Consider the following 24,114-nt stretch of genomic DNA (forward strand, 5'->3'; position numbering starts at 1 on the left):
CGGTGGTGCCGCCGCAGGCGATTCGTCAGAGTCGTTCGAGAATGGTCGCGTTCGCCAAACCGCCTGCCTCGCACATGGTTTGCAGGCCGTAGCGGGCGCCGCGGTCCTGCATGGCGGACACCAGGGTGGTCATCAGGCGGGCGCCGGACGCGCCGAGCGGATGGCCGATGGCGATGGCGCCGCCGTTGACGTTGACTCGGGACAGATCCGCGCCGGTGTCCTGCGCCCAGGCCAGGACCACCGGGGAGAACGCCTCGTTGATCTCGATCAGATCGATATCGGAGAGCTGGAGTCCGGCGCGCTGCAACACCTTTCGGGTCGCCGGGATGACCGCGGTCAGCATGAGCAGCGGATCGTCACCCACCACCGCGAAGCTGTGCAGCCGGGCCAGCGGCCGCAGGCCGAGTTCCTTGGCGCGCTCGCTGGTCATGATCAGTACCGCGGCACTGCCATCGCTGACCTGGCTCGCGGTCGCGGCGGTGATTTCCCAGCCGATCTGCGGAAAGCGTTCGGCCATGGCCGGGTCGTAGTAGGCCGGGCGCAGCTTGCCGAGGGTTTCCAGCGTGCTGCCGACCCGGATGCCCTCGTCGGTGCTCAGCCCGTTGATCGGGGCGAGTTCCCTGCTGAACAATCCGTTCTTCGTTGCCAGCGCGGCCTTTTCGTGGCTGCCAAGGGCGAACTCGTCGAGTTGGGTGCGGGTCAGGCCCCATTTGGCGGCGATCAGTTCGGCGCTGATGCCCTGCGATACCAGCCCCTCCGGGTAGCGCGCGGCGAAGCCGACGCCGGACAGGTCCTCGGATCCGACCAGGTTGGCGCCCATCGGAATCCGGCCCATCGACTCCACGCCCGCCGCGACCACGATGTCGTACGCGCCGGAGATCACGCCCTGTGCGGCGAAATGAATGGCCTGCTGGCTGCTACCGCACTGCCGGTCGACCGTGGTCGCGGGCACCGATTCCGGATAGCCCGCCGCCAGCGCCGCGCGCCGGGTCATATTGGCGCCCTGTTCGCCGAACTGGGTGACGACGCCGCCGATCACATCATCGATGAGCACCGGATCGATGCCGCTGCGGTCCACTACCTCGCGCAGGCTGTGCGCCAGCAGGTCCACCGCGTTGACGTTGTGCAGTGCCCCGTTCGGCTTGCCCTTGCCGATCGGCGTGCGTACCGCTTCGACGATCACCGCGTCTCTCATGGTGGCTCCCTTTCGAACCGTGAGCCGAGCTCCTGCGCCTGGCTCTATTGGATTATAGTCAGGTTAACGCCTGGATATAGTCAACTCAAGTCAGATATCGCTATGATGTTCGTCATGGCAGCCGTGATGGAAGGACCGTTGGCCGATCTGAGTGCGTGGCAACCCGATGAGTGCTCGATCGCGAAGGCGATGGACATGATCGGCACCCGCTCGGTGGTGCTGATCCTGCGCGAGGCGTACTACGGCACGACGCGTTTCGACGGCTTCGCCGCGCGCGTCGGCATCACCGATGCGGCCGCCGCCGGCCAACTCCGCAAGCTCACCGAGGCGGGCCTGCTCGCCAAACGGCCATATCAGGAAGCGGGTAAACGCACCCGGCACGAGTACGTGCTCACCGATATGGGGCGCGACCTACTGCCCGCGGTGCTCGCGCTCATGCAATGGGGTGATGCGTATCTGCAGTCGGGGCCCGCGCCGCTGCTGCTGGTCGAGGAGTCGACCGGCGCGCCGGTCCGGGTTCAGGTCCGCAGCGATACGGGGAACGAGATCGAGCTGGAAAAGCTGGGTGTGCGGCTGAATCCGGAGTATGCGCGCAACCGTCGCGCCCGAGTCGAGTCGTAGTTCATCGCGCGCCGACGTCTGCGCCTACACTCGCTCGAAATCCGAGGGGGAGAATATGCCGTCGTCTACATCGCCGCGCCTGATGGGCTGCCTGCTGCCACTGGCCGCCGTAATTCTCATGGTCGGGGGCTTCGCCGCCTACGTGAAACTCCTGTCCTGGTACGAGGACTCGCATCCGCCCGCCGCGGCCCCGCCCGATCTGTGCGCGGCAATCGGTTCCGGCCTCTTCGAGCGTTTGGTCCCGGATGGTGTGCCCGAGTCCAAGGCGATCTACTCCTCGGGGCCGGATGCGGCTTGTGAGTACTACACCGCCGAGGACCGCCCGATCGGCTCGGATAGCTATGGCTTCCTGGGGGTGCGGTTGCTGCGATATGGCCAGGTCGGGTGGGACTCGGGGGCCGAGCGCGCCGCCGACGCGCTCGTCGAATCCTGTGCGGGTAGTTCGGTTGCCGGGCAGTTCCACACGACGAGCGGCCTCGGTGACGCGGCCTGTGCTGTCGACAGCGACGAGGGTGAGGGCGGCACGGGGAAGGGTTCGGCTGTCGTTCGACGCGGCGCGGATCTGTTCTGGGTGAACTTCTATACGCACCCGGGCACCGCTGAACAAGCTCGGCAGGCGGTCACCGAGACAGCACTCGCGGCCCTCCAAGCGGTCCGCTGAAAGCTCGGAAACTGTTCTGAGCGTGCACTTTTCGCAGGAATTGCCCGAAAAGTGCACGCTCAGCGCAATCGAGACCCGGGTCAGGCCAGGCGGCGACCATCGACGGCGGAGAAGAAGTAGGTATGTTCCGGCGAGGCCGCCAGCTGCACCCGGTTGCCCTTTGCGGGCGGGTTACGCCAATCCGCCCGGGCGACAATAGTTTCGCCCGCGCCGTTCGTCGCACCCTCGGCGACCGTGCGGCCGTAGATGTAGGCGTCGGAGCCGAGTTCCTCCACCACGTCGACCTCCATCAGGATGCCCGACTTGTCGCCGCCGAGTTCGAGATGTTCCGGTCGAACACCGACCACCACCGAGCCCTCCGCCGCTTCCGCGACCGAACGCGGCACCGGCAGCGTGGCGCCACCGAGCTCAACGGCAGCGTCGGCGACCGGCAGCGTGAACAGGTTCATCGCGGGCGAGCCCATGAATCCGGCGACGAAGACATTCGCCGGATCCCGGTACAGGTCACGAGGTGTCGCGCACTGCTGCAACAGTCCGTCCTTGAGCACCGCGACCCGATCGCCCATGGTCATCGCCTCGACCTGGTCGTGGGTGACGTAGACGGTGGTGGTGCCGAGACGGCGCTGCAACTGCGCGATCTGGGTGCGGGTCTGCACGCGCAGCTTCGCATCGAGGTTCGACAGCGGCTCGTCCATCAGGAACACCTGCGGCTGGCGCACGATCGCCCGGCCCATCGCGACGCGCTGGCGCTGACCGCCGGACAGTGCCTTCGGCTTGCGAGTCAGGTACGGCTCCAGGTCGAGCAGTTTGGCCGCCTCCAGTACCCGACGCTCTTTCTCCGCCTTCGCGACCTTGGCCAGCTTGAGCGCGAAGCCCATATTCTCGGCGACGGTCATATGCGGGTAGAGCGCGTAGTTCTGGAACACCATCGCGATATCGCGTTCCTTGGGTTCGGCGTGCGTGACATCGTTGGCGCCGATCAGAATGCGCCCGCCGTCGACATCCTCGAGTCCGGCGAGCATCCGCAGCGAGGTCGACTTACCGCAGCCCGAAGGACCGACCAGGACGAGGAATTCCCCGTCGGCGATCTCCAGATCCAGCTTGTCGACGGCGGGTTTGGTCGAGCCGGGGTAGAGCCGGGTCGCGCTATCGAAGGTCACAGTGGCCATGACAAATCACATCCCATCCCGGCAGGAACGTGCCGGACGATCCGAGTACAGGGTTGACCGGCGATACTACTGGGTGTGCTCGCTTCGCGCACGATATGCTCGAGTTCGCGCATCAGATCGGTGCGGTGGGCCACCATTGATCGTGCAGTTTCCGCCCGGATGCCGTACCGGGTCGTCCTAGTCGCCGACCACCGCGATCTCCGCCTCGTCGACCTGAGCATCGGATTCGGTCGGGTTGGCATCGGCCTGCACGGTGATCCGTGTCTTGTCGATGCCCTCGGCTTCCAGCGCCGTCACGATATTGTCGGCACGGGCGTTGGCCAGGGATTTGGCTGTGATCGGGTTCGAATCCTGGGCGTAGGTCGTGATCTGGATTTTGGTGTCGTTTCCTTCCAGCGGGAGCGCTACTGCTTTGATGGTTGCGATATCGACCGCGCTGAGGTCCGAGCTGCCACTGGTGAAGGTGATCGGTGCGGCGGCCAGCACCGTGTTGATCGCGTCTTGGATCGTCTGCTGTGCGCTGCTGCGTGCCGAGCTCACTACGGAGGAGGCGGTGGCGGCGATACTGCTGCGCATGCCGTTCGTCTGCGTGGTCGATGCGGTCGTCGCAGCGGGTGAACTGCTGTCGGACCCGCATGCTGCGGTCATGAGCAGAACCACTGCCGTAGCGGCGATTCCGGCGGCGCTTTTGCTGGATATCATTTGACAGCTCCTGTATTCGACGAAGAATCCATCTCTGGCATTTCATTGCGATTTCGGGAATTGTCAGAACTGCTGCGGTCTCGAACTGTAGTGTCCGCGTGCGCACGTCGATTGATGGTGCCGGTTACTGATCCTCGCACAGGCGCGTCGTCGAGAGTGTCGTTTCGCAGTCGCTCGGAATCCTGTCCCGAGTCCGGGGCTTTGCCACCGGATAAACGTAAGTCGAAGTGATCGTCGCGGTGACGGCGTAGCGTCGATGGGCAGCGTGTGCGTGCTCACCCGATCCAGCAGCCGAAGCACTGCGAGCGGGCGGAAGTCCACATGGATGGGATCCCTTCGATGCCGATGGCGGACAGTTCTCGCAGCGGATCGGCCGGAGACCGGTACCGGTCACTCCGCCGCGCGCTGCTGCCGCCGATCTTCATCATGTCGGTATTACTGCTGGCGTACTTCTCGCTGCCTTTCACGAAGATCGGCGACCTGCCCACCATGGTTCTGCTGCTGTGCGGTGTGCTGGCGGTGTTGTCGGTGTGTGTCTGGCAGATCCGCCGGGTGCTGCGTGCGGAAAACCCTGTTGCGCGGACCTCGGTCAGTTTCCGTCGACGCCAGTTGGGCAATTCCGGCCCGTTCCCGACCGGACGAGCAGAGGGGCAGTGAAAATGCGGTGCGGCCGGTGAAATTGTCGGTGTCGCTGGCTTGGCAGGTGGCGTCGGCACGGGCCGAGGCCGCTACCGGCTGGTTACGCGGAACGCCATCCGGCTACGGGGTCCGGATACCGGTGGCCGTGATTGACGATGCAGGCGGTTCCAGGACATCCGCGTGGCCGTATCGACGACACCAGCTCATGAGATAGCGGGCGTGGATTCCACACCAGCGGTAGACCACTGGCGGTGTGATCTCGCCGATCGGGCCGTGCTCGCCGCGGATGCGGATAACCGGGCCGAGCAAGGTGCTCGCAACTGCTTCGGCGGTGTCCAATCCGACGTTGGCCGCCTGCGCCAGCGATGGTGTGTCCCAGGTTCGGCCCGAGGCGATCGCCCCGGCCAGTCGCCCGGCGGTTCCGCCCTGACCTCCGGCGAACAGTTCGTGCAGCGAAGTGGCTCGGGGCATGGCGGGGCGGCGGAATTGGCACCCTCCATTCGCGGCGTCGTGTATCGCGGCAAGGAGCGGCGGGATGCCGGCGGGCTTGTCGTGCACGCCGACGACATCATCCGAACGCCGGTATGCCTCGTCCAAATGATCCTGCTCGATGCTGTGGCCTTGGGTAGCCAAGAGCACCGGGGTGCTGCGGTCGGCGGCATGCACCATATCTACGACATCGAGGCCGTCGAATCTGAATTCCAGTCGGGGATCGCTCCATATGAGATCCGCGATGACTACATCGAATCGAAGGTTTTCTTCGATCGCATTTTGCACGCCCAACTGGTCGAGGGCGACGGTTACCTCGGATCCTTCGAACGATCGTGACAGCGTCGGCTCGATCACCATCCCCAACGGCGATGCAACAAGAATCCGCATTCTCGCATATTTGCCCATGAGTTTCGTCCCGTCGATGTCGGTTCGGCTGTGGACATCACATCATGAATATCTGGCAGGGCATGCGAAAAAATTTGGCGTAGGCAAAATGCGTCATATGCCTTGGTGTGGCGGCACAATTAGTGACTCGGACCCACGTCCGCAGGGCGGCTGTTTACCTGACGCAAGGATCGGTCGGCAACATATTGCCGACGTCGGACGCGCGCACGGTATCACCCGGTATCTGCCCGGTATTTCGGCAGCAACACATCGTCGTGGCCGTTCCGCCGGCACCAACTGGTCAGATATCGGGCGTGCAGCCCACACCAGCGATAGACGGCGCCGAGTGTCATGGGTATCTCTGGATCGTGTTCGCCGCGTTGTTGAATGATCGGGCCGAGGTAGGTACTGGTCACCTTGTTGGCCGTGTTGATGCCGACTTGGGCGGCTCTGGCCAGCGTCGGCGCATCGGAGGCTCGGCCCGCGGCGATCGCACCGGCTAGCCGGCCCGACGTGGAGCCCCGCTGCCCATCGAAGAGCGCGTACAAGGGCGCAACGGTGTTCTGCGCGGCATCGGCTATGGACCGTTGGCCGATGGCGGCGTCGTGTATGGCGGTCAGCAGGGTGGCGACACCGGAGGACTTCGCGTAGACACCGGCGACTTCGGGGCGCAGCCGTGCCTCGTCCAAGAGATCCTGCTCCATCGAATGACCTTGTGTCGCAATGAGAATCGGGGCGAGCCGATCCGCCGCCGCCAGCATGTTCACCACATCGAGACCATCGAAGGAGAACTCCAGTGCGGGGTTGTTCCAGACCAGATCCGCGATGACGACATCGAACCGGTAGGTCGCGGTGATCGCGTTCTGCACCTCCCGCCTGTCGACTGCGACCGTGACGACCGGATCGGAAAGTTCTCGGATCAACGTCGGAGCGATCACCTTCCCCAATGGTGACGCCACCAGAATCCGCATTCCCGTCTTCATGCTCCAATCGTGCTCTGGGGCCACTTGATTGGGCAAGGTGGGAGTTACGCAGTCCTGGTGCCTTTTTACAGCCCCGACTCGTATTTCCTTAGGATAGACAGCTTTCCAGAATTCGGTGATCGATTGTGCTCGTTTTGTGGTCGGCATCGGCATAAGGCAGTAGTTCGGGAACGATGATGAAATGGTAAGTGCTCCAGGGGGAAACAGGTGTTGGGGTGTGTGGTTGCGGCGAGGATGCCGACCACGGCGTGCGCCAGCGTGGCCGGTACCGATCCCGCGCTGGTCAGGCCGGCCGACTCGGTTGCCGCGCGTTATCGGGAGGCGGTACCCGAGAGGTCGGTATGGGAGGCGGGGGCGCGATTGCCGACACCCCAGTTCGTCGGGTCGCTCGGACGGGTCAGCCGGTAGCCTCGATCGGGGAACCAGATCGAGCGACGAGGAGCAGACTCATGACCCGACCGGTTCGAATCGGTGTACAGCTGCAACCCCAGCATGCCCCCGACTACGGACTCCTGCGTGACGCCGTATTGCGGGCCGAAGACGTGGGCGTCGATATCGCCTTCAACTGGGACCACTTCTATCCCCTGACCGGCGACCCGAACGGCGCGCATTTCGAATGCTGGACCATGCTCGGCGCCTGGGCCGAGCAGACCGAGCGCATCGAGATCGGCGCACTTGTCACCGGCGGCGGCTACCGCAATCCGGACCTGCTCGCTGATATGGCGCGCACCGTCGACCACATCAGCGACGGCCGACTCATCCTCGGCATCGGCGCCGGGTGGTTCCAGAAGGACTACGACGAGTACGGCTACGACTTCGGTACGCCCGGGACCAGGCTTGCGCTCCTGAAGGAGAACATGGCCCGGCTCACCGCTCGGCTGAAGAAACTGAATCCACCGCCGACCCGGGATATCCCGATCCTGATCGGCGGCGGCGGTGAGAAGAAGACACTGCGGTTGGTCGCGGAGTACGCCGACGTGTGGCACACCTTCGCCGATCTCGACGTGCTCGCGCACAAGAACAAGGTGCTCGCCGAGCACTGCGCGGCGGTGGGTACCGATCAGGCGCGGATCGAGCGCTCGGTGCAGTGGCCGGGTGCGGAGCAGGCCGCGACCTTGGTGGCGGCGGGGGTGACGCTGTTCACCATCGGCATCAGCGGTCCGAAGTACGACTTCAGTGAGGTCGAGCGCGCGGTCCGCTGGCGCGATGAGATCAATCCGGAACCGGTCAGCGGCCTGGCCTGAGCGTAGCGCCGGGTCGGTGACAGGGTTCGAATCACTGTGATCGGAATTCGGACACCGGTGGTTCGCAACTGATCCGGCGCACGCCGGGCCGTCGCGAACGGTCCGGGCCAAGACCGCGCCCGGCAGGGTAGCTGCGGATTAGCGCCCGATCGGACGATAGGGTTACCCGTCATGGCTGTTCTGCCCGCTGTGCGGTCTCGTGCGTTGATGGCCGTCGTATTGCTCGCCGTCGGCCTCGCGGCCACGGCGTGCGGTTCCGGCGACGACTCCTCATCCGACCGGAACCAGTGCGCGCCACCCGGGCTGAGTGCGGCCTCGGCGGCGCCGACGAATCTCGGTTCGGCGGCCTCGGCGGGCGAGGATCGGTACACCACGGCAAACACCCAGCCGCTGTCCGCGATCGACACCAGCAAACTGCGGCTGCTGACCCCGGGCAAGCTGAGCGTCGGCACGTTGAGCGACGCACCGCCGAGTATCTGCTTGAATCCGACCGGTACGTTCACCGGCTTCGACAACGAACTGCTGCGCGCGATCGGCGCGAAACTCGGTTTGCAGGTGGAGTTCTCGGGCACCGAGTTCGCACCGCTGCTCTCGCAGGTGTCCAGCGGCCGCTTCGATATCGGCTCGTCGAACATCACCACCACCGCCGAGCGTCGCGAGCGGGTCGGCTTCACCAACGGCTACGACTTCGGCTACTTCTCCCTGGTCGTCGCCAATGGCAGTGCAATCAAGGGCTTTTCGGATCTGGGCCGCGGCACCAGGATCGCCGTCGTGCAGGGCACGGTGCAGGACGACTATGTGGTCAACCAGCTGCATCTGGACCCGGTGAAGTTTCCGGACTACGCGACCGCCTACGCGAATCTGAAGTCCGGGCAGGTGGACGCCTGGGTGGCGCCGTCGGCGCAGGCCGAGGGCCAGGTCAAGCCGGGCGATGGCACCTCGGTCATACAGAACACCTTCAGCCTGGACAACTTCGTCGGCTACGCCGTTGCCAAGAACAACCAGCCGCTGATCGACGCGCTCAACAGCGGTCTGGACGCGGTCATCGCCGACGGCACCTACGCCAAGCTCTACGCGGACTGGGTGCCACGGCAGCTGCCGCCGGGCTGGAAGCCGGGCTCGAAAGCCGCACTCGCACCGCAACTTCCGGATTTCGCGGCCATCGTGGCGGAGAAGAAGCCGACCGACGATGCGCAGAGCGCGCCGAAATCGACGGTGCAGCAGTTGAAGGAGACGTTCTTCGACTGGTCTTTGTACCGCAAGGCATTTCCCGATCTGTTCAAGACCGGTCTGCCGAATACCCTGATCCTGGCGCTGGTTTCGGGCGTCCTCGGCACTGTCCTCGGCATGTTGCTCGCGGTCGCCGGCATCTCCCGGACCCGCTGGCTGCGCTGGCCCGCCCGGGTCTACACCGATATCTTCCGCGGCCTGCCCGCCGTGGTGATCATCCTGATCATCGGGCTCGGCATCGGCCCCGTGGTCCGCAGTATCACCGGCAACAACCCGTACTGGCTGGGCGCGATCGCACTGGCTCTGCTCGCCTCGGCCTATATCGGTGAGATCTTTCGCTCCGGTATCCAGTCGGTCGAGGCCGGTCAGCTGGAGGCGGCCCGCGCCATCGGCTTCGGCTACCGCCAGGCAATGACGCTGGTGGTGATCCCGCAGGGCGTGCGCCGGGTGCTGCCCGCGCTGATGAACCAGTTCATCGCGTTGATCAAGGATTCGTCGCTGATCTACTTCCTCGGCCTGCTCGCCACCCAGCGCGAATTGTTCGCGGTCGGGCGAGATCTCAACGCGCAGACCGGAAATCTCTCCCCACTGGTCGCCGCGGGCCTGGTCTATCTGCTGCTGACCATCCCGCTCACGCACCTGGTGAACTACATCGACCACCGGATGCGCACCGGTCGGCCCGACCAGCCCATCGACCAGGTCGAGGCGGCCACGATCACGGAAGGGCGCGGATAAAATATGAGTGCCTCCCTCACCGGTACCGGTCTGCAGCTGCGGCTGGGCAACAACCAGGTGCTGCGCGGTGTCGACATCCACGTCGACGCGGGCAAGACCACTACCGTCATCGGGCCGTCCGGCTCGGGCAAGTCGACGCTGCTGCGCGTGCTGAACCGCCTCTACGAACCCGATCAGGGCGATGTGCTGCTGGACGGCGAATCGGTGCTGAAGCAGGATCCCGACCGGCTGCGCCAGCGCATCGGCATGGTCTTCCAGCACTTCAACCTGTTCCCGCACAAGACGGTCGCCGACAATGTCGCGCTCGGTCCGCGCAAGCTGCGCGGGCTGTCGAAGGAGCAGGCCAGGGCGCTGGCCATCGAGCAACTCGAGGTCGTCGGGCTGGCCGATAAGGCCGATGCGCGACCGTCGAACCTGTCCGGCGGGCAGCAGCAGCGGGTGGCGATCGCGCGTGCGCTGGCCATGCAGCCCGAGATCATGTTCTTCGACGAGGCCACCTCGGCGCTGGATCCGGAGCTGGTGAAGGGCATCCTCGCGCTGATGGCCGAGCTGGCGACCAAGGGTATGTCGATGATCGTGGTGACCCATGAAATGGGTTTCGCGCGCAGTGTTTCCGACAGCGTGCTGTTCATGGACGCCGGTCAGGTCGTCGAAACCGGGACCCCGGACGCGCTGTTCGACAACCCGCGGACGCCACGTCTGCAGCGTTTTCTTTCGCAGGTTCTGTGACCGCCAGCACACCCTGAGCAAATTGCATAGATGCGCACCTGCTAATGTATTTGGCGCTCGAGCTCTACCTGTCCAGCGATAGGAAAGAGGGACGTCTCATGACAACAGCGCATCTGGAGCACACCGCACACGACCATGTCCACGGGCCTGGCTGCGGCCACACCACCGTCGAGCACAACGACCACGTCGACTACGCCCACGACGGCCACCTGCACCGCGAACACAACGGCCACTGGGACGAATGCGAGCCGGCGGGCCATGCCGAACACCCGGGCCACGACCATGTCCACGGCCCCGGCTGCGGCCACGAAGCCGTCCAACACGGCGACCATGTCGACTATCTGCACGACGGCCACCGCCACGCCGCCCACAACGGCCACTACGACGACCACTGACCCAACCCGCTCGCGCCGATCCGCAGAACCGACGGATCGGCGCGAACACGGCACGATGGTGTCGTGGGTGACAATGTGGGCGACGTCGAAATTCGGTTGTTGACAGCTGCGGACTGGCAGGCGTTCCGCGACATTCGACTGCGGGCGTTGGCGGATGCGCCGGCGGCCTTCGGGTCGACACTCGAGTCGGCGCAGGCCAGGACGGAACGGGATTGGCGGGAACTGCTGGCGGGGCGGGCGCAGTTTCTGGCGAGTGTCGATGGGGTCGACGTGGGGACCGCCGCCGGGTTGGATGATCCCGAACGGGCTGGAGCGCATCTGATTTCGATGTGGGTCGCCGGGCCGGCCCGTGGTACCGGGGTGTCGGACCTGCTGCTGCGTGCGGTGATCGATTGGGCTGTCGGCGTGGGACATCAAAAGGTCTGGCTCGAGGTTGCGATGGGCAATGTCGCGGCGGAGCAGTTATATTTGCGTCAGGGGTTCGTACGAACCGGGGTTGAGGGGCTGGTCGCGCCCGGCGATCCGCGGCCGGAATTCGAGATGTTGTTGGAGCTGTGAGATGCGGTTCGCGCGCGCGGTTTCCACGATCACCGCTGCGATACGTCCGATGACCCGCCGGAAAACCGGTGCGGCACTGCTCATTCTGGCGAGCTCGTACTACCTCGTCGAGTCGATCGTGGCCGCCCGCTGGCCTGCGCCACCCGGCTACAGCTGGTCCCGCAACATGATCAGCGACCTCGGTGTGCCCGAATGCCTTGGCGACGCTCCGAGCGGGAGGTTCATCTGCTCGCCGTGGCATGCGCTGATGTCCGCCGAATTCGTGCTGCTCGGCATCTGGGTGCTGGCCGCCGCCATCCTGCTGAAACCGCTACTCCCGAAAACTCCACTGGCCGAGGCGATTACCTATCTGGCGCTGATCAACTGCCTCGGTAACGTCCTGGTCGGGGTCTTTCCCGGCAGTGCGAGCGAGGCTCCCGACGGCAGTCATCTTCGTGTGGTACTGCATCCGACCGGGGCGTATCTGGAACTGTTCGCCGGTATCGCGATCATGGCGATCATCGCCCGGTTGTATCGGGCGCACCGGGGTTACACAGCGTTCACGCTCGCAATGCTCGGCGCGAGCTTCGTCGGCATGATCGCCTCGGTGACCAGCTCACCTCTCGGCGCCGGTGCGGCCGAGCGTCTCGCCATCGATCCGTTCGTCTGGTGGCGAATCGTCACCGGTGTCGTCGTTCTCGCCGCGGCGGGGCGTCCGGCCACCCGCTGACCCATGCGCCTCTAGAGTCGACCTGGTGATCGAGGCAACCAAGATCTCCACCGATAGCGGCACCTTCGATGTCCTCACCAGCGGCGAGCCCGGTGGTCGCGAGGTCATGCTGCTGCACGGCTTCCCGGAATCCGCTATCGAGTGGGAATTCCAGCTGACCGCACTCGGCGGCGGTGGCTGCTATGCCGTCGCCCCCGATCAGCGCGGTTATTCACCAGGTGCCCGCCCGGAGCAGGTCGCCGACTATCGCGTCGAGGAGTTGGTCAGCGATGTCGCCGCGATCGCCGACCAACTCGACTGGCAGCGCTTCGACCTCATCGGCCACGATTGGGGCGCCTACGTCGCTTGGGCCGCCGCGGCCACCATGCCCGAACGCATCCGCAGCCTGACCGCCGTCTCGCTGCCGCATCCCGCCGCATTCCTCCGGGCCATGACCGAGGACGAGGACCAGGCACAGCGATCCCAGTACTTCAACCTGCTCCGCCGCCCCCGGGTCGCCGAGCGAGTGCTGCTGGCCGACAACGCATCCGGGCTCCGCCAGATCTTCGACTGGAAGATTCCGGAGGACCGCATCGACGACTACATCTACCGCCTCACCCAACCCGAGGCCCTCACCGCCGCCCTGAATTGGTACCGCGCAATGCATCTCGCCGAACCAACCGGCCCGATCCAGGTCCCCACCCTCTACGTCTGGAGCACCGAGGACACCACCGTAGGCTCCACCGCCGCCCTCGCCACCGCGGCCCACGTCACCGCCCCCTACCGCTTCGAAATGCTCGAAGACATCTCCCACTGGATCCCCGAGCAGGCCCCCGAAGCCCTGACCCGCCTCATCATGGAACACCTCCTCACCCACCGCACCTAGGTCGTTGTCGGATGCTGGTCTCGCGACTCGGTCCAGTCGGGGGTGAGCAGGACCATGCGTAGGGCGTTCTCGACTTGTCGTGGTAGTGACATGTCCTCGGGGCGGTCGTTGGTGATCCAGTTCCGGAAGACGTACTCGCTGGCGGCGAGGGTGATGGTGACGAGCAGGCCGGGGCGAGGGTCTGCCGCGGGGTTGTGGTTGGTCCCCATGCGGTGAGCGACAAGTTCGATCAGCGTGGCTTGATCGTCTTGGCTGACGAGGGTAACTCGGCTGATCAGCTGCGGCGCCGTCCGGATGGCCGCGCGCCACAGGTCGATCTCGGCGCTCTGCGCGGCGGTCATGGCGGCCACCGTGGCCGCTATCAGGGCTTCATTGACGTTCTCGGTGGAGGGCCGGGCATCGAGGGCCGCCACGATCGCGGAGATGCCCTCCAGCAGGGGGTCGATCAGCAGGATGTCCTTGCTGGCGACGATGCGGAAGAAGGTGCTCTTCGAGATCCCGGCCGCGGCGGCGATGTCATCGACGGTGACGGCGTCGAATCCGCGTTCGGCGAACAGTCGCAGCGCCGCGCCGCGTACCTCGTTGACCAATTGCGCGCGCTGGCGTGCGCGCAATGGCTGTGGCGAGTTCAATTCCGGCCCTCCCACGAGTCGGTTCAGTGTCGTTTCAGAAACTTCGGGTGTGCGCGACCGGCGACCATCGGCAGGTCGACGGCGGTTTGGATGCCGGCCGGTGCGGCACACACGTAGGGTATCGAGTTGACCAGATGGGCGGCCGTGGCGACAATTCCGTCGTTGCGGGCCAGTCCGGCTTCGATCGAGTCGGCGTGCCAGCCGTGGATCACCACGTAACTGTCGGGGTCGCCTTTGACCTCCATTTCGAAGCGTTGTCCTGCGGCGCCGAAGCTCCAGGGCGGGTCGAGGTTGTCTTCGCCCATCAGCCAGTTCACGCCGATACGGACGACGACGTCGCCGCCGACCGATGCCTCCCAGTGGAAGCGCTGCGCGGCGACCAGGCCGGGTGCGATCTGTCCAATGGGGGAATCGATGGGCGCCGTGGCGACTGCGTAGCCGTGGCTGCCGCGGATCTCGGCGTCATCTTTGTTGATGCCGAGGGTTTCCAGGATCATATGGACCGACTGGCGGAAGCCGTCGTCGAGCAGCGACAGCATGGGCCCGTTGACTGCTTCTTCGGGTGTTGCGCCGAACAGCATGATGTGGCGGATCACATCCGGGGCGCTGTAGCTGCGGATATCGGAGAATTCCTCGCCGCGAACGAACGTCACCGCCGAGGACATCGCCGTCATCATCAACGGGAAGATCTCGGTGACTCCGCCGGGATCGATGCCTGTTCCGTGCAGGGTGACCTGTGCTTCGGCGCAGGCCGCCCGCAGCGACTGAGCGTCGTCGTCGTCGGGATAGAACCAGCCGACCGGGGTGATGACGTTCTTGCCCGAACGCAGCAACGCCTCCACTTCGTTCGGAACCGGCAGCAGCGGCGCGTAGACCACGGCATCGGCGTCGGTGGCCAGGATGTCCTCGACACTCGAGGTGGCGCGTACCCCGATCGGGGCCGTGCCGATGAGGTCGCCGACATCGCGACCGTTCTTATCTTGCGAGTGCACCCAGCACCCGACCAACTCCAGATCAGGGTGACGTTGGATGCATTCGATCGCAGCACGACCGACCGAACCGGTCGCCCACTGAATGACTTTCCACGGCATCGGGGAACCTCCCAGGTAAATAGCACTCGGACCTATTATGAGATTGTGTTCCTACTTGGCACCGAGTGTCAACCGTTGGTACGGTCACGTTTGTGGCGCGAGTCACCGACTCGAATCACCGGCCGGATAGCTGTTGCAACCAAGCGTGATTCACGCCGCGACAAGGAGGATGACTGTCGTGTCGACACCAACATTGCCCCCCGGATTCGACTTCACGATCCAGCGATTTGGGGTCAGCGGGTCCCTCATCAAGAATTCGCGCGGTTGCGTCGCACCGCGCCGGTCTGGTGGAACGCGCAACCCGACAGCGCCAACATCCACGGCGACGGCGGCTACTCGAAACACGCCCTAGCCGCATACGCGCTCAAGCGCGGACGGTGGCGAAGGCGGACCAGAGGATGGGGGAGTGGGGGATGGTGCGTTCGGTGCGCCAGGCGGTGAGGCGCTTTCGTTGCCATTCGGCGAGAGTTGCTACGGGGTCGGGTTGTTCGTGGGCGGTGTCGATGGAGCAGATGGCGTCTTGGAGGGGGTGGGCGTCGGGGGCGGCGCCGGCCAGGCGTTGGAAGGCGAGGTCGGTGGGGAGGGGCCATCTGCTGGCGGTGACCAGTTCGGCGCCGTTGTTGATCATGGCGGCGACCAGGCCGAGCGCCTCACTGAAGCGCAGGTCGCCGCCGCTTTCGCAGGCGATCAGGGCGACTCGGCTCGGGATGGGCCAGAGGTGCGCTCCCGCAGCGGGTTCGGGGTCGAGGGTGTGCGTGCCGAGGAGTAGGTCCTTGGCGGAGAGTGGGCGGTGGACGCGGGTCGGGGTCGCGAAGCCGATGGTGTCGGCGGCGCAGGCCAGATGTAGTTGGGCGTCTTCGCTTTGGCCGGATTCCGGTGCGGCGGCGGTCACGTGGCCGACGTAGGTCAGGCGGCTCGCGCCTTGTCGCAGTGCCGCGCTCAACCAGGTGCGATCGATATCCGTGCGGCGGAAGGCCGCGGTCGGATCGGCCACCGCAGGCAATAGTCGTTGTTGCGCAGAGTATTCGGCGACGCGTCGGGCCAGTGGGGTGTCGGATTCCATGCGGCCGAGCACCGATCCCAGCGCGGAGTCGGCGCGGAAACCGGGGACACGCGGGTCGAGCACGGCCACCACCGGCAGCTCACGGGTCTCGTTCCAGGAGTTGGCTTTTCGGCCCGGAGCGTGCACGATGCTCGCCGGGGCTAGCAGACTCACATCCGCGATATCGACCAGGCGCAGGTCGGGGCTCGGCGCGATGATCTCCCACGGGACCTGGGCTACCCGCGGTGACGGCTGCAACCGAATGTGCGGGCGCACGCCGCGCACATGCAGGTCGTACAGTTGTTCGGCCAAGCCATAGGGCAGCAGTGCGCGCGAAAGGGCCTGTGCGACACGATATTCAGTGTCGTAGGCGGCGAACGCCCCGGTCGTCAGGGCGCGTTCGAGTGCGTCCGGATCCGCCGGGTTCGGCAATGCGTCGACCAACAGTCGCAGTGCCTCGACTATCTCCGCCTCGGGCAACATGCTCGCCCCTCGGCTGTAGTCGTTCCCGGACCAGCGCCAGGACATGTACAGATCGCCCGCATCGGCCATGCGCACGATGACCGTCGGCTGTTCCCCTGCGTTCGTCATGCGGGCAACACCCGACTGTCGCGGACCGGCTGCCCGTAACGCTGTTCGGCCGCGATAATGTGCGCGCCCAGCGCGATATGCCCGTCCGGTGCGACGGCGAGCTGTGGCGGCGGCGAAACCGGCAGCCCCGCACTCGCCGCGACCGTCGCCAAGGCTGTCCCGAGTCGCGGCGCGGTGCCGCCTGGACTACCGGTGCCGAACTGCATCGCCATCCCGAGTTGCAGGGCCGCCTGCGGCTCGTCCGAGGCCGCTGGCGGATCGAAGAGTTCGAGTGGCAGCCGTGGCGCGGGGATGGTTTCGGATTTATCGATATGCAATGCCGTTCCCGCGCACTGTGTTTCGATGAGATCGGCCAGCAGCGGACCATCGCCGGACAGGTAGGCGAACCGGAAGGCCATCCGCATTGCCGGATCCGCGATCTGGCGGTTCCACTGCTCACGCTGGTTGCCGTTCGGCAGGGTATAGCGCACGGCATCGATGGCCAGCGCCGAAGCTACCGCGAGATCCACCGCCCGCGAAAGCATTTCGGCATCGGGTCGCTCGCTCGCCTCGATCACCCCTTCCAGCAGCGCCGCATGCCAGAAGTCGATCTGCGCGCACTGCAGCCCCAGTCCGCGTTCGGCGTACTCGGCGAACGACGCGGCGATCAGTTCCTCACCTTCATCGAATCGGCCCTCCGCGTAGGCCACCGTCGCCAGGCGCACCCGCACATCGGCGGCGTCCAATACCGCCCCGGACTCGAGGAAATATTCCAGCGCCCGGCTGTACAACTCACGACCGCGTTCGGTCGCGCCGCGACCCTCGGCCAGGAATCCCATGGTCTTGAGCCCGATGCCGGCGCGGTACCCCAGCCCGGACTGCTCGAAGTACTCCTGGCTGGACCGCAGCAGCGGCTCCGCCTCGTCGAAGCGGTCCAATCGGACGTACATGGTGCCCAGATTCTGTTCGGTCTCGGCGACCGCATTGCGGTCACCCGCCGCGTCGAAGGCCGCGAGCGCCTGCTGCGCGAAATCCAAGGCCAGCTCGCGCCGCCCGGTTTCGAAATAGATCCCGCTCAGCGTCGATAGCGGATGCCCGGCTAGATAGGGCGCGAACCGCACTGCCGCGTCCAACGTTTCGGTGGCGAGTTCGATGGCGTAGGCCCAGTGCTGGCGATGGAAGGCGACGGCGGTCAGCGACAGCAGACAAGCCACCCGCAGGTGACTCTCGTTGTTGGTCTCGGTGAGGATGGTCCGCGCCTGCTCCAATGCCTCCTTCGCACCATCGAGATCGCCGACATGCTGTAACGCCTGGGACAGATTGACCAGCGCGGCCGGACGTTTCTCGACCGCGTCCTCGGGCATCTCGGCCAGCGCCTCGCGGAACATCACCACCGCACCGGCGTGATCCCCGAGCTCATCGCACATGCTCGCCGCATTGACCAGTGCGCTGACCCGCAGACCGCCGGTGCTGGTGCGAGCGATGTCCTCGAACAGGCGCCGGGCCTCGGTGACATCGCCGCGGGTGTAGGCGGCCGCACCCTCGGCGAGCAGCTTGCTACCGTCATCCTGCACGTCAGAAGTCCGATTCCGCTGCGGCAGTCGCGATTTCGGCCAGCAGGGGCGAGTCGAACGCGGCATCGTCGACGCCGGTGGCACGCCGCAATCGGGCCGCCGCGAGATCGCGGACCCGGTGGCGGTCGTCCGCGCTACCGGGTCCCGGTGTGCCGAGTCCGGGCACATAGACATCCACGGCCGAGGCGGCCTCCGCATCCGTGCGCACCTGGCCGCTCCAGGTATCGCCGGCCAGGTTCAGTTCGGTCTCGATGGTGCCATCGGCAATGGTGATGAGCGCGCGTGGCCGCAGGTGCGCCGGAATATCGGACGGCAACTGCGGTGCGGCAACGACATCCACCCGAACGGTCGTGGTGCCGCCCGCCCGCAGCACCTGCCAGGACACCGCCTGTTCCGAGGCATCGATCAGCCCGGGTGGGCACCGATGCCAGTCCCAGCCCCCGGTGCCGCGCGCGAGGATGAGTGCGCTCGTCGCAATGCCGGAGTCGCTTCCTGCCGCCAAGGCGTAATCGTTGGCGCGAGCTGGTATTTCGACGCTGGACAACGCACGGTGAGCTGGCTCGTCCTGCTCGACGAGCAAATCGCATTTCGCCTGCAACGCGGCGATCTCCTGGTCCAGCAGGTGCTCATCGAGCGGCCCGATCCCATCGATGATCGACGCCGGCCACCACCGCGCCGCCCAGTGCGCGTATCCGAGTCGCCACGCATTCGCGACGAGCTCCGGTAACTCCGGCTCAGCCGGCAGTTCGATTGATTCACCGTCGAATTCGTCAACGGCCATGGCAATCCGCTCGCCGTACACCGCCCAAATCCACTCCTGGGCAACTACGAAATCGTCGATCACCGCGGCCGGAGTCGACTGTCCGGCAAGCACACTCCATGACAGGTACCCGCCGACCACATCGAGCACCATGGCATCGATGCCGGGGGCGTCATCGACTACGGTCGGCGCACCCGCGGGCGCGATGATCCACACGCCGTCCGCGGCCCGCGTGAGGGCTACTGTTCCACTCATCAGCTCGCCCTCGATTCCGCCGAGTCCGGCTCGCTCACCAGGGAACTCAGACTCAGCGCCTGCTTGACCCGCATCCGATGATCGAGCATGACCGACCGGGCCACACCATCGAGCAGATCCCACAGCTCGTCCGGCTCATAGACGCCGGCCTCCCTGACATCGCGACCGTGCAGGCGCACCCAGAGTCGTCGCAGGTAGGACCGCCACGGTGTGCGCAATTCGGCGGCGATGGCGGCCAGTGGCCCATCGTTGGGCCCGACACTCACCGCGAGCCGCCGCGCCTGCAGCACATACGCCTCACGTTGCCAGCGGCCGTTGATGACTCGATGCGCTGTTGTCCGAGCACCGTCCGTCTCGGTGTCCTGGGTGGTCCCGATCGGTCGCAGCCCCAACGCGAGCGTGCGTCCGGTGGACGCCGCGACCCGCAGCGATTCATCGAGAAGCGCCCAGGGCGAACAACTCCGGGCGATCTCCGTGGTCACCAGTTCCGGAATCGGCGGCAGCTCGGCGCGTTCGCTGGATGCCTGCAGCGCGGTGAAGACGCGCTCGTAGATGGTCCGATCGAACGGCAGCCCCAGGGTGGCCTTCGAGGCCGAGACGCCGAGCGCGGGTGCTTGCGGCAGCGGATGCGCGGTAAGCCCGAGCTCCGCCGCTGTCGGTGCTGATCCGTTGTGCCAGAGCCGAATTCCCGTATGGGTGCCCGCATGTGCGGCCACCAGCCGGTCGAACTCCGCCTGGCCGTCGTCGCCGGTGTACCCGAGCCGGGCGGCGGCGCAGGCCTCGAGCAGGGCCAGCGCCAGCAGCGTGTGGTCTCCGGTCGGACCGGCCACCGGCCGCCGCCCCCACGCGATATCGATCAGCGCGGTGAGTTCGCCGCCGCGCGCTCCATCGGTCAGATACTCCTTCAGCGCCTGGGTGGTCCGCCCCGCGGTGAACTCGTGAATGTCACGCAGCGCCGCCTCGGCGATCGCCCTGTCCCGCACCGCATCCGGCGCACCCGAGGTGGTCGCCAGTTCGAAACAGCGTTGGAAATACAGATCTTGGGGATTGCCCTCGGTGATCCGCAACGCCCGCCGGACCTGCTTGAGCAGTGTGAACCAGCCGGCCGTCGCACGCAGGACGTCCGCGGCGGCGTGCATCCGGGTGGCGAGCAGGGTCGCGCCATCCGCGGTGAGGATCGGGCCCGCGCACAGCGGATGCTGAACCGGGCGAATGACCAACGGGTCGAGGATGAGCTTCACCGTGCGGCGCAACGGTCCGCCATGCGGTCCACTGAGGGGCTCGACACCGTCGAACCGGCGCCAAACCTCATCCAGCACCATCGCGCGCGGCCGTCGCATTCGACCAGGTTAACGGAATTTTGCCGATGCGAGGCACCGGAAAACTGGGATCGGTAGGGCGCGAGGCATTTCTACCTTTCTCGTATCGGCTCCACCGCGGGGCCGAACGAAGCAAAAGGAACGAAATCATGAACACGAAGCCGGTCCGTATCTACGCCGCCGCTCTCACCGTCACCGCCGCCGCCGTCGGCCTGTTCGTCACCGGATGCAGCGATGATTCCGGCAGCAGCAGCCCGACCACATCCGCGAAGGCCACCGCGGCGGCACCCGCGCCGTCCGGCAAGTCCGTGGCCGCGGTCGACGGCAAGGCGCTCGACGGAAAGTTCGAGACCACCTGCGCCAAGCAGGGCGGCACCCTGGCCCTGGCGCTGAGCGACACCAATAACGCGACCTACGGCACCCTCAGCGTCAGCGCCTCCATCACCGGCGCCGATTCGGTCCAGGCGGTAGCGGTCGCGGGCAGCAAGGGTGGCGCCAATGGCCTGCCCTACGCGCTCGGCTTCGGCAACGGAATGCCCGGCGGATCGGCGAAGCTCGTCAAGGACGGCAATACCTACAAGGTCACCGGTGAAGGTGTCGGCGCCCCCGACCTCACCAATCCCACCGCGGGCCCGAAGGCGTCGAAATTCGACATCACCTTCGCCTGCTCGACGGTCGTCGGCGGCTAAATATCGATTGCCCCGCTCGCTCACGCCCTGGGTAGGGCGTGAGCGGGCCTACTACCCATTAGGAAATCATGAAAACCATCGCCCGCTCGATCGCCCTCGCCTTTCTCGTCCTGGCCATCGGCTATTACCTCTGGCACGGCCTCACCTATGTTCCGTCCGATGTTTTCGACGACAGCATGCTCGCCTGGGTCGGCCCGCAGATGGCGCTGCCGATTATCGCCATCACCGTCGTCCCCATCGTCTTCGCATTCACCGGAGACGGCATTCTGCAGGCCTTCACCGGTCACAACAGCGCCGAATTCCGCGATGGTCTGCTCGGCATCGGCACCGTGAAGTCCTTCCACCAGACCGGACTCACCGTCAATGACCAGCCGCAGATCCGCATCGAATTCGGCGTCGAGGGCGTCGACGGCAAGATCTTCGACGCACAGGCGAAAATGATCGTCCCGCTCACCGAACTCGCGCTGCTGCAGCCGGGTGTCGTCCTGCCGGTGCGCTACCGGCCCGACCGCCCCGACAAGGTCGAGGTCGACCGCTCGGGCGATATGTCCGCGGCACAGCAGGCGATGAACGAATCAATGCTGCGGAAAGGCTTCACCACCAGGGCCAAACTCGATATCGCCGAGCGCGGCAGCACTGCCCAGGCGGTCGTGCAGACCCTGTCGGTGCCCGGCGAAATCCGCAACGGCCACTCCAAGATCGAGCTCGGCCTGGTCGTAACCCGCCCGGACGGAACAACATTCGCCACCCGCGTGGAGAAGTTTCTGCCGCCCGCCAGCGTCGGCCAAGTCCAGGTCGGCCGCATCATTTCGGTTCACTATCTGCCGGAGAACGAGCAGGAGGTCGTCGTCGCCCTACAAGTCAATGCTTGACGTCCTCTCCCGCCTGAAGGCGGAAGATTCCGGCCTGTGCGGGCTACGCCGCGCTTCCGGTGGGTTCCTGCTTCAACGCCGGTTGCTCGACCGAGGCCGAGGCTGACACCAGCTCCACAAGCGTTGGGCTGTCCGCACGTCCTGCGGCCAGAATGTTCTTCGCGGCGTTCAAATCCCGATCGTGGGTTGTGCCGCACGTGCAGGTCCAGGCGCGCACATGCAGGGGCTTGCTGCCCGACAGCGCGCCGCACACCGAGCACATCTGCGAGGACGGGAAGAACCGATCCACCCTGCCGAATTCTCGGCCGTAACGGTTGGCTTTCTCCTCCAGCATGCGGGTGAACATGGCCCACCCGGCGTCGTGGACCGACTTCGCCAGCCTCGTGCGGGCGAGACCTTTCACGCACAGGTCCTCGACGTATACCGCTTGGTTGTCGCGGATGATCGCCGTGGAATGCTTGTGCGCCCAGTCCCGGCGCGTGTCGGCCACCTTCGTGTGCGCCTTCGCAACCTTCAATCGGGCCTTGGCCCGATTGAAGGAACCCTTCTCCTTGCGGGACAACGCTTTCTGCGCCTTGCGGAGCTTGCGTTCGGCCTGCCGCAGAAAGCGTGGCGAGGCGATCGTCTTCCCGTCCGACAGAACCGCGAACGATGTCAGCCCCAGGTCGATACCAACCTCGCTGTCCACCTCGGGCAACAGCTCGGTGTCGACCTGAACGACGAACGACGCGAAATAACGGCCCGCCGCATCCTTCACAACGGTCACGCTCGTCGGAGCGGACGGCAGCTCTCGCGACCAGCGAACCACAACGTCGCCGATCTTCGGCAGCCGCAGCTTCCGGCCCGAGGTCACAGTGAACTTGGCGTTGCGGGTGAAGCGGATCGACTGCCTGCTGTCCTTGCGAGACCGGTACCTCGGCGGAGCAACCTTCGCGCCCTTGCGCTTCCCGGACGACGAGGTGAAGAAGTTCCGGTAGGCCGTGTTCAGGTCGGCGAGTGCCTGCTGAAGCACCACCGCTGACACTTCCCCGAGCCATTCCCGCTCCGGGGTCTGCTTGGCCTCGGTGAGCCGCTTCGACAACTCGCCGTCGCTGATCCGCTTCCCGACCTCGAACGCTTCGCGCCGAGCGGCCAGCGCGTCGTTGAACACCACCCGCGCACAACCGAACGCCTTCGCCAACGACACCTGCTGTCCCACTGTGGGATACAAGCGGAAGTTGTATCGAAGCTGCACCACCTGATTCTATCATTGGTTTATGGCCGAATACGGAGACATACGCACCGGCAGGCACTGTGTTTTCGTGCTGCATGCCCACTTGGTCTTCGTCACCAAATATCGACATCGTGTGTTCACCGACCGGCACCTGAGCCGCATGGAACAGATCATGCGCGCGGTGTGTGAGGACTTCGAGTGCGAGCTTGTCGAGTTCAACGGCGACACCAACCATGTCCACCTGCTGGTCGACTTCCCACCCAAGGTCGCCCTGTCCAAGCTGGTCAACTCCCTCAAAGGCGTGTCCTCGCGCCGAATGCGTCAAGAGTTCCCCGACCTCGTGCGTCACTATTGGCGGGCACAACGCTTATGGTCGGGCTCCTACTTCGCCGGTTCGGTCGGCGGCGCCCCAATCTCGGCGCTGCGCCAGTACATCGAACAACAAGACCGGCCCGTCTAGAGCACGCTCGCCCGCTGCGCGGACTCCCGCGTCCGCCTTCACCACCGCCCTGAAGGACGGCGCACTAGCGGACCTTCGGTAGCCCAGCGAATGTTGCTCTCGTTCGATACCAGCGAACGAGAGCAACATTTTTCGTATGTCAGAACACTCGAGAAGCCGTAGTAACAGGTCGGCTTTGAGGGTTACCTAATTGGTCAGCCGTTCATCGGAACGTTTCCCGGGGATCGTTTGGGGCGCTTAACGTGCGCCCGTCAGCACTATCCAGGAGGTCGCCACGTGAGCGAAGCGAGCCATCGACACAGCCCCTCTGGGGGGCACGACGGAGC

General features: G+C 65.6%; 26 protein-coding genes. 14 read left to right on the forward strand and 12 right to left on the reverse strand.

Annotated features, from left to right (window positions below):
- Window positions 1-25: 25 nt before the first annotated feature.
- A complete protein-coding gene (locus OG874_RS36950; RefSeq protein WP_330251675.1) occupies window positions 26-1,195 on the reverse strand; it encodes a thiolase family protein in 1,170 nt (389 codons plus the stop codon).
- Between the two features lie 102 nt (window positions 1,196-1,297).
- On the opposite strand from OG874_RS36950, the gene OG874_RS36955 reads away from it, so the two are divergent.
- Entirely contained in the window at window positions 1,298-1,816 is a 519-nt protein-coding gene (locus tag OG874_RS36955; RefSeq protein WP_442943187.1) for a winged helix-turn-helix transcriptional regulator, read from the forward strand.
- A gap of 55 nt (window positions 1,817-1,871) precedes the next feature.
- On the forward strand, window positions 1,872-2,477 hold the full coding sequence (locus tag OG874_RS36960) for a hypothetical protein (RefSeq protein WP_330251677.1): 606 nt from the start codon (window positions 1,872-1,874) through the stop codon (window positions 2,475-2,477).
- A gap of 80 nt (window positions 2,478-2,557) precedes the next feature.
- Here the strand turns inward: OG874_RS36960 and OG874_RS36965 are convergent, their stop codons facing one another.
- The gene (locus tag OG874_RS36965; protein ID WP_330251678.1) at window positions 2,558-3,646 is read right to left on the reverse strand and encodes an ABC transporter ATP-binding protein; all 1,089 of its coding nucleotides are present in this window, start codon (window positions 3,644-3,646) and stop codon (window positions 2,558-2,560) included.
- Window positions 3,647-3,823: 177 nt separating this feature from the next.
- Window positions 3,824-4,222 carry an OmpA family protein gene (locus OG874_RS36970; RefSeq protein WP_330251679.1) on the reverse strand — a complete coding sequence of 133 codons (399 nt, stop codon included), beginning with the start codon at window positions 4,220-4,222 and terminating at the stop codon, window positions 3,824-3,826.
- Here OG874_RS36970 and OG874_RS36975 point away from each other — a divergent pair.
- Window positions 4,221-4,352 carry a hypothetical protein gene (locus OG874_RS36975; RefSeq protein ID WP_330251680.1) on the forward strand — a complete coding sequence of 44 codons (132 nt, stop codon included), beginning with the start codon at window positions 4,221-4,223 and terminating at the stop codon, window positions 4,350-4,352. The genes OG874_RS36970 and OG874_RS36975 overlap by 2 nt on opposite strands.
- 341 nt (window positions 4,353-4,693) lie before the next feature.
- A complete protein-coding gene (locus tag OG874_RS36980; RefSeq protein ID WP_330251681.1) occupies window positions 4,694-5,005 on the forward strand; it encodes a hypothetical protein in 312 nt (103 codons plus the stop codon).
- 102 nt (window positions 5,006-5,107) lie between these two features.
- Here OG874_RS36980 and OG874_RS36985 read toward each other — a convergent pair whose 3' ends face one another.
- Window positions 5,108-5,866, reverse strand: a complete 759-nt coding sequence (locus OG874_RS36985; protein WP_330251682.1) for a response regulator — start codon at window positions 5,864-5,866, stop codon at window positions 5,108-5,110.
- 230 nt (window positions 5,867-6,096) lie between these two features.
- Window positions 6,097-6,846, reverse strand: coding sequence for a response regulator (locus tag OG874_RS36990; protein WP_330251683.1), 750 nt, complete (start codon window positions 6,844-6,846; stop codon window positions 6,097-6,099).
- A 449-nt stretch (window positions 6,847-7,295) separates the two neighbouring features.
- On the opposite strand from OG874_RS36990, the gene OG874_RS36995 reads away from it, so the two are divergent.
- From OG874_RS36995 to OG874_RS37025, 7 genes are all read left to right on the forward strand, one after another.
- Entirely contained in the window at window positions 7,296-8,090 is a 795-nt protein-coding gene (locus tag OG874_RS36995; protein WP_330251684.1) for an LLM class F420-dependent oxidoreductase, read from the forward strand.
- Between the two features lie 171 nt (window positions 8,091-8,261).
- Complete coding sequence (locus tag OG874_RS37000) at window positions 8,262-10,055, forward strand: ABC transporter substrate-binding protein/permease (protein WP_330251685.1); 1,794 nt, start codon at window positions 8,262-8,264, stop codon at window positions 10,053-10,055.
- A 3-nt stretch (window positions 10,056-10,058) separates the two neighbouring features.
- Complete coding sequence (locus OG874_RS37005; protein ID WP_330251686.1) at window positions 10,059-10,784, forward strand: amino acid ABC transporter ATP-binding protein; 726 nt, start codon at window positions 10,059-10,061, stop codon at window positions 10,782-10,784.
- 98 nt (window positions 10,785-10,882) lie between these two features.
- Complete coding sequence (locus tag OG874_RS37010; protein ID WP_330251687.1) at window positions 10,883-11,179, forward strand: hypothetical protein; 297 nt, start codon at window positions 10,883-10,885, stop codon at window positions 11,177-11,179.
- A gap of 63 nt (window positions 11,180-11,242) precedes the next feature.
- On the forward strand, window positions 11,243-11,737 hold the full coding sequence (locus tag OG874_RS37015; RefSeq protein WP_330251688.1) for a GNAT family N-acetyltransferase: 495 nt from the start codon (window positions 11,243-11,245) through the stop codon (window positions 11,735-11,737).
- Between the two features lie 49 nt (window positions 11,738-11,786).
- On the forward strand, window positions 11,787-12,446 hold the full coding sequence (locus tag OG874_RS37020) for a DUF998 domain-containing protein (protein ID WP_330251689.1): 660 nt from the start codon (window positions 11,787-11,789) through the stop codon (window positions 12,444-12,446).
- A 25-nt stretch (window positions 12,447-12,471) separates the two neighbouring features.
- The gene (locus tag OG874_RS37025; RefSeq protein WP_330251690.1) at window positions 12,472-13,311 is read left to right on the forward strand and encodes an alpha/beta fold hydrolase; all 840 of its coding nucleotides are present in this window, start codon (window positions 12,472-12,474) and stop codon (window positions 13,309-13,311) included.
- Here the strand turns inward: OG874_RS37025 and OG874_RS37030 are convergent.
- The 6 genes from OG874_RS37030 to OG874_RS37060 all read right to left on the reverse strand — a co-directional run bounded on the left by OG874_RS37030 (window position 13,308) and on the right by OG874_RS37060 (window position 20,557).
- Window positions 13,308-13,943 carry a TetR family transcriptional regulator gene (locus OG874_RS37030; RefSeq protein ID WP_330251691.1) on the reverse strand — a complete coding sequence of 212 codons (636 nt, stop codon included), beginning with the start codon at window positions 13,941-13,943 and terminating at the stop codon, window positions 13,308-13,310. The genes OG874_RS37025 and OG874_RS37030 overlap by 4 nt on opposite strands.
- A gap of 23 nt (window positions 13,944-13,966) precedes the next feature.
- Window positions 13,967-15,034, reverse strand: a complete 1,068-nt coding sequence (locus OG874_RS37035) for an NAD(P)H-dependent amine dehydrogenase family protein (protein WP_330251692.1) — start codon at window positions 15,032-15,034, stop codon at window positions 13,967-13,969.
- 364 nt (window positions 15,035-15,398) lie between these two features.
- Window positions 15,399-16,667, reverse strand: coding sequence for a CHAT domain-containing protein (locus OG874_RS37045; RefSeq protein WP_330251693.1), 1,269 nt, complete (start codon window positions 16,665-16,667; stop codon window positions 15,399-15,401).
- Window positions 16,664-18,286 carry a tetratricopeptide repeat protein gene (locus OG874_RS37050; RefSeq protein WP_442943188.1) on the reverse strand — a complete coding sequence of 541 codons (1,623 nt, stop codon included), beginning with the start codon at window positions 18,284-18,286 and terminating at the stop codon, window positions 16,664-16,666. Before OG874_RS37050 ends, OG874_RS37045 begins: the two co-directional genes overlap by 4 nt.
- Window positions 18,222-19,235 (reverse strand): hypothetical protein, encoded by a 1,014-nt coding sequence (locus tag OG874_RS37055; protein ID WP_330251695.1) that lies wholly within the window; start codon window positions 19,233-19,235, stop codon window positions 18,222-18,224. Before OG874_RS37055 ends, OG874_RS37050 begins: the two co-directional genes overlap by 65 nt.
- Entirely contained in the window at window positions 19,235-20,557 is a 1,323-nt protein-coding gene (locus tag OG874_RS37060; protein WP_330257585.1) for a hypothetical protein, read from the reverse strand. The genes OG874_RS37055 and OG874_RS37060 overlap by 1 nt, the downstream gene beginning before the upstream one ends.
- Before the next feature lie 146 nt (window positions 20,558-20,703).
- Between OG874_RS37060 and OG874_RS37065 the strand changes: the two genes are divergently transcribed.
- Window positions 20,704-21,243, forward strand: a complete 540-nt coding sequence (locus OG874_RS37065; protein WP_330251696.1) for a lipoprotein LpqH — start codon at window positions 20,704-20,706, stop codon at window positions 21,241-21,243.
- Between the two features lie 68 nt (window positions 21,244-21,311).
- Complete coding sequence (locus OG874_RS37070) at window positions 21,312-22,115, forward strand: hypothetical protein (protein WP_330251697.1); 804 nt, start codon at window positions 21,312-21,314, stop codon at window positions 22,113-22,115.
- Between the two features lie 43 nt (window positions 22,116-22,158).
- Here the strand turns inward: OG874_RS37070 and OG874_RS37075 are convergent, their stop codons facing one another.
- Window positions 22,159-23,349, reverse strand: coding sequence for an RNA-guided endonuclease InsQ/TnpB family protein (locus tag OG874_RS37075; protein ID WP_330251698.1), 1,191 nt, complete (start codon window positions 23,347-23,349; stop codon window positions 22,159-22,161).
- Between the two features lie 22 nt (window positions 23,350-23,371).
- Between OG874_RS37075 and tnpA the strand changes: the two genes are divergently transcribed.
- Window positions 23,372-23,788, forward strand: a complete 417-nt coding sequence (tnpA, locus tag OG874_RS37080) for an IS200/IS605 family transposase (protein WP_330251699.1) — start codon at window positions 23,372-23,374, stop codon at window positions 23,786-23,788.
- Window positions 23,789-24,114 lie beyond the last annotated feature (326 nt).

The sequence above is a fragment of the Nocardia sp. NBC_00565 genome, assembly GCF_036345915.1.
Classification (GTDB): Bacteria; Actinomycetota; Actinomycetes; order Mycobacteriales; family Mycobacteriaceae; genus Nocardia.